At 41.6% G+C, this 8,846-nt stretch carries 11 protein-coding genes; 5 read left to right on the top strand and 6 right to left on the bottom strand.

The window, feature by feature from the left end:
* Window positions 1-434 precede the first annotated feature (434 nt).
* Window positions 435-1,313, bottom strand: a complete 879-nt coding sequence (lipA, locus tag WKF69_RS16955) for a lipoyl synthase (protein WP_340383413.1) — start codon at window positions 1,311-1,313, stop codon at window positions 435-437.
* A 316-nt stretch (window positions 1,314-1,629) separates the two neighbouring features.
* Here lipA and WKF69_RS16950 point away from each other — a divergent pair, with 316 nt between their 5' ends.
* A complete protein-coding gene (locus WKF69_RS16950; protein ID WP_340383412.1) occupies window positions 1,630-2,034 on the top strand; it encodes an OsmC family protein in 405 nt (134 codons plus the stop codon).
* Between the two features lie 106 nt (window positions 2,035-2,140).
* Here the strand turns inward: WKF69_RS16950 and ytxJ are convergent, their stop codons facing one another.
* The 3 genes from ytxJ to WKF69_RS16935 all read right to left on the bottom strand — a co-directional run bounded on the left by ytxJ (window position 2,141) and on the right by WKF69_RS16935 (window position 4,159).
* Window positions 2,141-2,473 (bottom strand): bacillithiol system redox-active protein YtxJ, encoded by a 333-nt coding sequence (ytxJ, locus tag WKF69_RS16945; RefSeq protein WP_340383411.1) that lies wholly within the window; start codon window positions 2,471-2,473, stop codon window positions 2,141-2,143.
* 449 nt (window positions 2,474-2,922) lie between these two features.
* The gene (ribH, locus tag WKF69_RS16940; RefSeq protein ID WP_340383410.1) at window positions 2,923-3,414 is read right to left on the bottom strand and encodes a 6,7-dimethyl-8-ribityllumazine synthase; all 492 of its coding nucleotides are present in this window, start codon (window positions 3,412-3,414) and stop codon (window positions 2,923-2,925) included.
* A 61-nt stretch (window positions 3,415-3,475) separates the two neighbouring features.
* The gene (locus WKF69_RS16935) at window positions 3,476-4,159 is read right to left on the bottom strand and encodes a tetratricopeptide repeat protein (protein ID WP_340383409.1); all 684 of its coding nucleotides are present in this window, start codon (window positions 4,157-4,159) and stop codon (window positions 3,476-3,478) included.
* A gap of 168 nt (window positions 4,160-4,327) precedes the next feature.
* On the opposite strand from WKF69_RS16935, the gene recF reads away from it, so the two are divergent.
* Both recF and WKF69_RS16925 read left to right on the top strand, forming a co-directional pair.
* A complete protein-coding gene (recF, locus tag WKF69_RS16930) occupies window positions 4,328-5,428 on the top strand; it encodes a DNA replication and repair protein RecF (protein ID WP_340383408.1) in 1,101 nt (366 codons plus the stop codon).
* 71 nt (window positions 5,429-5,499) lie between these two features.
* Entirely contained in the window at window positions 5,500-5,856 is a 357-nt protein-coding gene (locus tag WKF69_RS16925) for a DUF721 domain-containing protein (RefSeq protein WP_340383407.1), read from the top strand.
* On the opposite strand, the gene WKF69_RS16920 is transcribed toward WKF69_RS16925, so the two are convergent.
* On the bottom strand, window positions 5,853-6,044 hold the full coding sequence (locus WKF69_RS16920; RefSeq protein WP_340383406.1) for a hypothetical protein: 192 nt from the start codon (window positions 6,042-6,044) through the stop codon (window positions 5,853-5,855). The two genes, WKF69_RS16925 and WKF69_RS16920, sit on opposite strands and share 4 nt — an antisense overlap.
* Window positions 6,045-6,110: 66 nt before the next feature.
* Window positions 6,111-6,530: a nucleoside-diphosphate kinase gene (locus WKF69_RS16915; protein ID WP_340383405.1), complete on the bottom strand. Its 420-nt coding sequence runs from the start codon at window positions 6,528-6,530 to the stop codon at window positions 6,111-6,113.
* Between the two features lie 120 nt (window positions 6,531-6,650).
* Between WKF69_RS16915 and WKF69_RS16910 the strand changes: the two genes are divergently transcribed.
* Both WKF69_RS16910 and WKF69_RS16905 read left to right on the top strand, forming a co-directional pair.
* Window positions 6,651-7,661, top strand: a complete 1,011-nt coding sequence (locus tag WKF69_RS16910; protein ID WP_340383404.1) for a DHH family phosphoesterase — start codon at window positions 6,651-6,653, stop codon at window positions 7,659-7,661.
* A gap of 59 nt (window positions 7,662-7,720) precedes the next feature.
* The gene (locus tag WKF69_RS16905) at window positions 7,721-8,674 is read left to right on the top strand and encodes an FKBP-type peptidyl-prolyl cis-trans isomerase (RefSeq protein WP_340383403.1); all 954 of its coding nucleotides are present in this window, start codon (window positions 7,721-7,723) and stop codon (window positions 8,672-8,674) included.
* The last annotated feature ends 172 nt before the right edge of the window (window positions 8,675-8,846 follow it).

Raw genomic sequence — 8,846 nt, 5'->3', positions numbered from 1 at the left:
GGCCTGCGCGGGAATGACAATGTTTTTTTAAAGGGAGTACGGGGAAGATTCCGGCCTTCGGGCCGGAATCTTCCCCTTACTCCTAGCCCCGAATGAGTTGTCATTCCCGCGAAAGCGGGAACCTTCCCATATTAGCATAAATTTGTTCGCGTTAAAAGCCCTTGCCGAAGGCAAGTCATGTAAGATAAACGTTATGATAAACCTCGTTACTTCTCAACAGATTAGAGACGCGGATGCCTACACCATCGCAGCGAGATCGATGAGTTCCCTAGAGCTGATTGAAGAAGCAACCGTTACGTTTGTTAATGTGTTTGAAAAAGAGTTTCCTGAGAAGAACATACCGATTAGTATCTATTGCGGCACAGGTAATAACGGTGGAAACCAACTAGCAGTTGCTCACATTCGCAATCAAAATTGTTATGAGAATTTAAGTGTTAAAAATCAAATAAATGCTTTTCGGCATGATATGAAGAGCGAACAAGCGGGCCGCTTTCTACGTACCTGAACCCCATTTCTAATCCAACAGCTTTGTATTTATCGAATTGCTCTGGTGTGATCCAGTCGATCACTGGATGATGGTTTCTTGTAGGTTGAAGATACTGGCCTAACGTTAAAATATGGACGCCGGCGTCCAGCAGATCAGCCATAGCTTGCAATACGTCCTCTTCTGTTTCTCCAAGGCCCAGCATAATTCCCGATTTGGTCCTTAAACCTGTTTGGTTTATTCTGCGAAGGCATTCAAGGCTGCGATCATATTTAGCCTGGATGCGTACTTCTTTGGTAAGGCGTCGTACTGTTTCAAGATTATGCGAAACAACCTCAGGGCGTACGGCAAGTACACGGTCCAGATTATCCCAGATTCCCCTGAAATCAGGAAGCAGGGTTTCTAATGTAGTATCAGGACTTTCACGGCGGATGGCATTAATTGTTTCAGACCAGATTGTCGATCCTCCGTCTTTGAGGTCATCACGGTCAACGGAAGTGATCACACAGTGTTTAACCTGCATAAGCTTTACCGAATTTGCTACGCGCTCTGGTTCTCCCATATCCACAGCAAGAGGCCTGCCGGTGGCCACAGCACAAAATGAACATGAGCGGGTACAGATATTACCCAGGATCATAAAAGTAGCTGTACCTGCCCCCCAGCATTCTCCCATATTCGGACAGTTTCCGCTTTCGCAGATCGTATGCAGTTTGTGGGTGTCAACAAGGCTTCGTACGTGCGCATACTCCTTCCCAACAGGAAGCTTCACACGCAGCCAGTTTGGCTTGCGCTGCATTTGATTGGCTGGAATAACCGGCAGATCGATCATGATGCAAAGGTATGGAAAGTTGTACGTTTTACGTAATACGTAGTACGTTTTCTAAACGCCTTATAAGTTGTAAGTAGTAAGTTATAGGTTATAAGTAGTAAGTAGTAAGTTATAGGTTATAAGCCTGCCTGCCGGCAGGCAGGTTTCTAGACGCTGTAGATGAGTTGTAAGTTGTAAGTACTAGACTCTGCGAAGTCCAACTTATAACCTACTACTTATGACTTCTCTCCTTCCAGACTTACAACTTAAAACCTACAACTTATGACTCCTATAACTCCTTTTTTCATAAATTTGATTTCATATAAAACGATCCCCAATGGCAACCATAGAAACCACTTACGTCGGTGAACTCAGAACCGAAGCAACACATGTTTATTCAGGAACCAAAACAATAACCGATGCACCATTAGACAACAAAGGAAAGGCTGAATCCTTTTCTCCAACAGATCTGCTAACAGCCTCCCTGGGAAGTTGTATGATCACGATAATGGGTATTGCAGCAAGGGAGCATGGTTTCAACATCGACGGAACAACCTGTTCACTGACAAAGGTGATGGCATCTGATCCGCGTCGGGTTGGCGAGATCCAGGTTGTACTAAACTTCCCGAAAGGAAATTACTCAGATAAAGAAAAAGCAATTCTGGAAAGATCAGCCATAACATGCCCGGTTGCTAAAAGTCTGCACCCGGATCTGGTTCAAAATGTGAGTTTTAACTACTGACTTGCGAAGTCTTTGACCGAGCGGAACGTTGACTTCGTCAGTCTCAAAAATTAATAAGACTGACGAAGTTATCGGGCATTGCGGATATTAAACTTCGTAAGTCCTATTACGGAGCAATCTGGTCCGCCATATCCTCCGCCGAAATCTCTCCGTGAGATGTTTCGTAAATGCATTCTCCGTCTTTGATCAACAGCAGCTGGGGGGATTCGTGATGCACATGGAATATTTCTGCTATCGTGTTAGAAACCTCGCGATACGCAATGAGATCCAGAAAATAGAGTGGTGTACCTGCAGTGATAGCCGACCAGTCTATTTCAAATCTTTTTCGGGCCATCATGCTGATTGAGCAGCGGGTACTGTGTTTAAAAATTGCTGAATAACCTGTTGCGGCCTTAATTTCCTGCAATTGATCAAGTGTGGTTAATTGAATCCAATTCATTATTATACAAACATTTTTATCCTTAACAAAGTGTTAAATTGAGGATACAAATTTACCGACCACATATTGAAATGATATAATGCGGATGTCAAATAAAAGAAAGAAAGGAGGGTTTTATTTTAACGCCTTGACTTTGGATAAGATCCGTAAGCCGGGCATAATTTAGAGGAACATGCCTGCAATAGTGTGGTAGCTAAAAATAAAGCGAGAACGCCAACGATTAATTTTTTCATCAGTTTATTGTTTGTTTTTTAACGGCGATGAAGCTATTATGAGCATATTCATTTCTGTTTGTGAGAGGCATGCTCATAATGGTTTCATTTGTATATTATTTGTTTCTAGCGGCAATGAACCTGGCTGCCGGTAGGCAGGGCTTGCATGAGCTTGTTTACTGCGTACAGTTTTATGAATATACGAAATTCAGTAAAATAAGTTATAATTAAATGTAATTAATCAAGCGATGATTTAATTTGAGCCATCATAATTGCAGTAACCGCAGCCTCTTCACCTTTATTCCCATGCTTGCCGCCGGCTCTGTCTTTTGCCTGCTGCAGATTATTGGTGGTAAGAACGCCGAATATAACGGGCTTATTGTGCTTCACAGATACATTCGTGACTCCATTAGCAACAGCATTACAGATAAAATCAAAATGCCGTGTTTCTCCCTGAATAACACATCCTAAACAGATCACCGCATCCAGTTTTTTTGCAGCCAGCAGAAGGTCAGCTCCGGATGTAAGCTCAAAGCTTCCCGGTACCTGAACTTCAATGATATTCTCAGGCAAAGCGCCATGTTTAATCAGGGCAGTATAAGCGCCATTATATAATGCTCCGGTTACCTCAGCATTCCATTGAGATACAACTATACCAAACCTGAAAGCTTTTGCTGACGGTATCTCGATATGAGAAAAATCTGAAAGCCCTTTTAAATGTGTTGCCATTAGCCTGAAAAGAAAAATGGTTATCAGCAGTGCAGACAACCATTTATATAATTAATATAAATTACTTAACCTGTGCCTCAGCGCGTGCTATATACGTTTCAATTGCAGACGCCTCAAAGCTCTCCGGGAAATCAGTTTTAATCTTATTATAAACATCAGCCGCAGAGCTGAATTCCTTTTGTTCTTCGTAAACGAGACCTAATTTTTTAAGAAACAACGGGCTTGTAAATGCATTTTTGCTTTTATCAGCAGCTTTTTTGTAATAAGTCACTGCTTTATCGTAATCTTTAAGTTCGCTATAAGCATCTCCAAGCATCCCTAACACAAGCGGATCAACTACCGGGCTTCCGGTGCTGCTGTATTTTCCAAGTGCTTCAACTGCTTTTTGAAATTCACCCTTTTTAAGGTATAAACCTCCCAGGTAGGCGTTAGCAATATTCGCTGATTTGGTATTTGAATACTCGTCAGCTATTTTTTCGAAGCCAGGATAAGATCCGTCGCCTGAAATAGCCCTATCGTTCAAGGAATCGACAGCTGCATATTCTTCAGCTTTAAACATTTCATTCGCAGCTTTTTCAGCTCTCGGTTTAAGGTAAAAATTCTGGTATCCCACATACAATAGTATCAGGGCAACTATGGCTATTCCGATAACAGCTAAGCTTTTTGAATTTTCCTGAACAAACTTTCCGGTATTCCCCAGCGGGTTTTCTGCTTCTGGTAAGTCTTCTTTTTGAGTTTTTAACATTTGCCTTTAAAAATAAAAATCCGTTCCATCGAAACGAATTATCCGCAAAAATACATTTTTCGCAGTAAGTATCAACTTTTAATCAGTGAGATTCTATTTTTTTTGCTCGCCGGACTAAAAGACACCGAAAAGAGTAAATTTGCTGAATCGCCTTCAGCTTGCTAATGTATGTGGCTCCAAAAATTATCTGTAATAAATTTCAAGAATTATTCTGAAGCTGAATTAGGCTTTTCCCAAACAGTAAACGCGTTTACAGGGAATAATGGCGCCGGAAAAACCAACCTTTTAGATGCTATTCACTACCTATCCCTCTGCAAAAGCTATTTCAATCCGATAGATAGCCAGCAGATCAAGCAGGGGGAAGATCTTTTTATGATCCAGGGAACGTTTAAAAAGGAGAAGAAGGATGAGACTATCTATTGCGGGCTAAAAAAAGCACAGAAAAAGGTATTTAAACGAAATAAAAGAGAATATCAGCGGCTTGCCGACCATATTGGATCATTTCCTCTGGTAATGATCTCTCCCAATGACATCAGCCTGATCATCGAGGGCAGCGAGGAAAGAAGAAAGTTTATCGACAATGTGATATCTCAAACTGACAGCTCTTACCTGGATGAGCTGATCATTTACAACAAGAACCTGCTGAACAGGAATGCACTGTTAAGGCAGATAGCTGTTTCGGGAAGATATGATCCGACCTTAATGGATATCTATGACCAGCAACTGATCCTTTCCGGAACCAACCTCTTTGAAAAGCGGAAAGTTTTCATGCTTGAATTTCGGGAGATCTTCAATAGACACTATCGCTATCTGAGCGAAGAAGCGGAGGAGGTTGAGCTTGTGTATGATTCTCCGCTTTTGCAAAACGACTTTGCAACATTGCTAAAAAGAAACCTTGAACGCGATCGCGTCCTTGAGCGAACTACAACAGGTATCCATAAAGATGAGCTTAATTTTACCATTCATGGGATGCCCATGAAGAAATTTGGTTCGCAAGGCCAGCAGAAGTCATTTTTAATTGCCCTTAAATTAGCTCAATACTCATTCCTGCATCAGCAAAAAGGTTTCGAGCCCCTGCTGCTTCTCGACGATATCTTCGATAAACTTGATAACAAACGAACCACCAAACTAATGAAAATGGTTTCAGATAAAGATTTCGGACAGATATTCCTTACAGATACCAGCCGTGAACGGGTTGAAAGCATATTCGATGAATTAAATGTACCGATAACTATATTTGAAGTGGAAAAGGGCTGTGTTATCGTGTAAATTGTTAATTTAGAGCCAGGAACCAAGAGCCAGGAATCAAGACTTTCTACCCGGTGGTTTTAGTAGTTGGTATGAAAGCGTCGGCTATCCGTCCTGCCACTGTCAACTCTCAACTTTCAACTCTCAACTCAATTGCAGTGGGCCGCACAAACGACAAACCTCTTAAAGAAGCAATAGAACAAATGCTTCACGTGTATAAGCTAAGGCGAAAGTTCGATGAAACCGGCTTGATCGTAGCCTGGCCTGAGATGATGGGCAGCGCAGTCGCAAACCGCACGAAAGATATTTTTATCCGCGACAGAAAGCTGTTTATCCGACTAGAGTCAGCGGTGATAAAGAACGATCTGATGATGATGCGCTCAAATATTATTGAAAAAATGAATGAGATGGCGGGTAGTAATGTAATAGATGAGATCGTTTTTCTTTAACCCCTCTTTCCTAACCCATTCTTCAACAATAAATAATACAGCACGGTCATAAAACAGGCTATAGAGAAAGCTTTCAAAACGAAAAAGCCATCCAGCCTGGTATCCCACCTTCCAAAGTAAGATATCGCTCCTGGTACAATAAGCATAACAATGAAAAAGATCAGGAATCGGGCTTGATAAATCTTCATAAGGTCCTAAAATACAAATCGCCCTGGAAATAGTTAAACTTACCCAGGGCGATTTGCCTTTACAGTTTAGAAGCGCTCGAATGCAGTAAAGAAGAAACTTCCTTCCAGTTCTGCGTTCTCGTCAGAATCAGATCCGTGAACTGCGTTTGCGTCAATTGACTTTGCATATTTGTTACGGATTGTTCCCGGCTCTGCCTTTGATGGGTCGGTAGCGCCAATTAGCTTGCGGAAATGCTCTACAGCGTTATCCTTTTCAAGAATAGCTGCTATTATAGGTCCTGAAGACATAAAGCTAACCAGGTCCTTAAAGAACGGACGCTCCCTGTGGATGCCATAAAATTGACCAGCAATTTCTTCGCTTAAGCGGGTGTACTTTAAAGCTACAACCTTAAATCCGCCTTTAATCATATCGTCTAAAACAGCTCCGGTGTGGCCATTGGCTACAGCATCGGGCTTAATCATCGTAAAAGTTCTGTTCGTTGCCATGTTGGGTATTTTGGAATTTGGTGCAAAAGTACGCCTAATAAATCAAAGGCTAAAGGATTTTCAAAAAATGACCTCCACGGAATCAGTAATTTTGATAGCTTTGCATTTCTTTTTATTTACATGTCAGATTTAGCCCCTCTTAAAGACTTATTAGTTGAACCAAAGCACATTGTGATAACAACACATCACAAGCCTGACGGCGATGCTATGGGCTCATCTCTCGGATTATTTAATTACCTGAGCCAAAAGGGGCATCATGTACATGTTATCACTCCTACCGATTATCCATTTTTTTTACAGTGGCTCCCAAATAATCCGGAGGTTATCATTTTCACTGAAAAACCAGAAGAGTCAACGGAATTAGTTGCTAAAGCTGACATTATCTTCTGCCTGGACTTTAACGCGCTTTCGCGGATCAATGAACTTGGTGAACTGGTACGTGAAGCTAAAGGCAAAAAAGTGATGATTGATCATCATCTTGATCCCGAGGGTTTTGATGATTTTCGCCACTGGAGTATAAATGCGTGTGCAACGGCCCAGTTGATCTATGATTTTATCACCACTGTTATGGGTGAAAATCATCTCATTAACAAGGACGTGGCAACCTGCCTTTACACGGGCATCATGACGGATTCGGGTTCCTTCCGTTTTCCAACCACTACTGCTGAAGTTCATCATATCATTGCAGATCTGATCCAACATGGGGCCGAGAATTCAAAGATCCACCAGCTGGTTTATGATAACTTTGGGGAGAACAGGCTGCGTTTTTTAGGACATTGCCTGCTGAATAAGCTGGAAGTATTTCCGGAATACAACTCTGCCATAATAGTTATTCATAAAGAAGAACTTGAAAAATTTGAGATCACAACCGGCGATACGGAGGGAATTGTTAACTACGCACTTTCAATAAACGGCATACGGCTGGCAGCGCTGATTATAGAACGAGCTGATAAGGTTAAATTATCATTGCGTTCTACCGGCGATTTTCCAGCAAACGAGATCTGTAAAAAATATTTTAATGGTGGAGGACATAGAAATGCAGCCGGTGGAGCTTCTGATGATCCTGTAGATGTTGTAAGAGAGAAATTTAACGCTATATTACCCGAGTATAAAGCATTATTAATACAATAATATATCCGCTGTATTGCAGCATTTAAAAACAGAAATAATAAATAACGAATAAAAAGACAATGAAAAAATTAGTAATCGTATTAGGTATTGCGGTAACAGCATTTACCGGTTGTAACAAGTTTGAAAAAGGTGAAGGGGATATGATGTACAAGATCCACACCGATAAGGATGGTGAGATGATCAAAGAAGGCGACTTCGTGGCATTCAAAGCTATTGAAAAAACTGAAGGTGATTCTGTGTTGTACAGCTCTTATGACTATGACCGTCCTTCTTTGCTTGTAAAAGAAAAATCAGTTTTTAAAGGGGACCTTTTTGCGGCACTAGGGCTTCTCAGCGAAGGCGACAGCGCAACATTCAAGATTAATATTGATTCTATGGTGATGAAAATGGGTCGTCCAAAGCCGGCTGACTCTACAGCAAAATACCTGATCTACACCATCAAGATTGATAAAGTTATCCCTAAAGGAAAGTTGACCGACAGCTTGTTCCGTGGAAAAATTGATGAATTTCTGAAAGCAGAAATGGATCTCGCTAAATCTGGCGAGACTGCCAAAATCAAAGGATATGTTGCTTCGAAAAGCTTAAAGCCAACCGTTACAGCATCTGGTTTGAACTACGTGATCTCCAAAGAAGGAAGCGGGCCTAAAGCAAACCCGGGCGATACTGTAATGGTGCATTACACGGGCTCATTCCTGAGCGGAAAAGTATTTGACAGTAGTCTTCCGGACGTTGCTAAAAAGAGCGGTACATTTAATCCTGGCCGCAAGTATGAGCCGCTTAAAATGCCAGTTGGCATGCAAGGTTCTATCCCTGGCTTCGAAGAAGCTTTATTCCTTCTTCCAAAAGGTGCAAAAGCAACTGTGGTTTTACCTTCAAACTTAGCTTATGGAGAACAAGGAAACCAGGGTATTCCGCCATTTACCCCACTTGTTTTTGAACTTGAGATGATCAACATTATTCCTGCAACTGGAGGTTCGGTTGCTCCGCCGCCGCCCCCGGTAGCACCTAGGTAATCGCAGTAGAAACTACTCCAAAAGCCCTTTCAGAGATTTCTGAGAGGGCTTTTTTATTGTGTCATGGTTTATAGATTAACCGCAAAGGGTGCTAAGTGTTCACGCCAAGTGTTTAGAGATTGACTCGTCCTTAATTAGGTTGACAGTTTTTATAAAGATAAATACATTTATT

It is taken from the genome of Daejeonella sp., from assembly GCF_037719425.1.
Taxonomy (GTDB): Bacteria; Bacteroidota; Bacteroidia; order Sphingobacteriales; family Sphingobacteriaceae; genus Daejeonella.
This window is presented reverse-complemented; position numbering and strand designations above follow the sequence as displayed.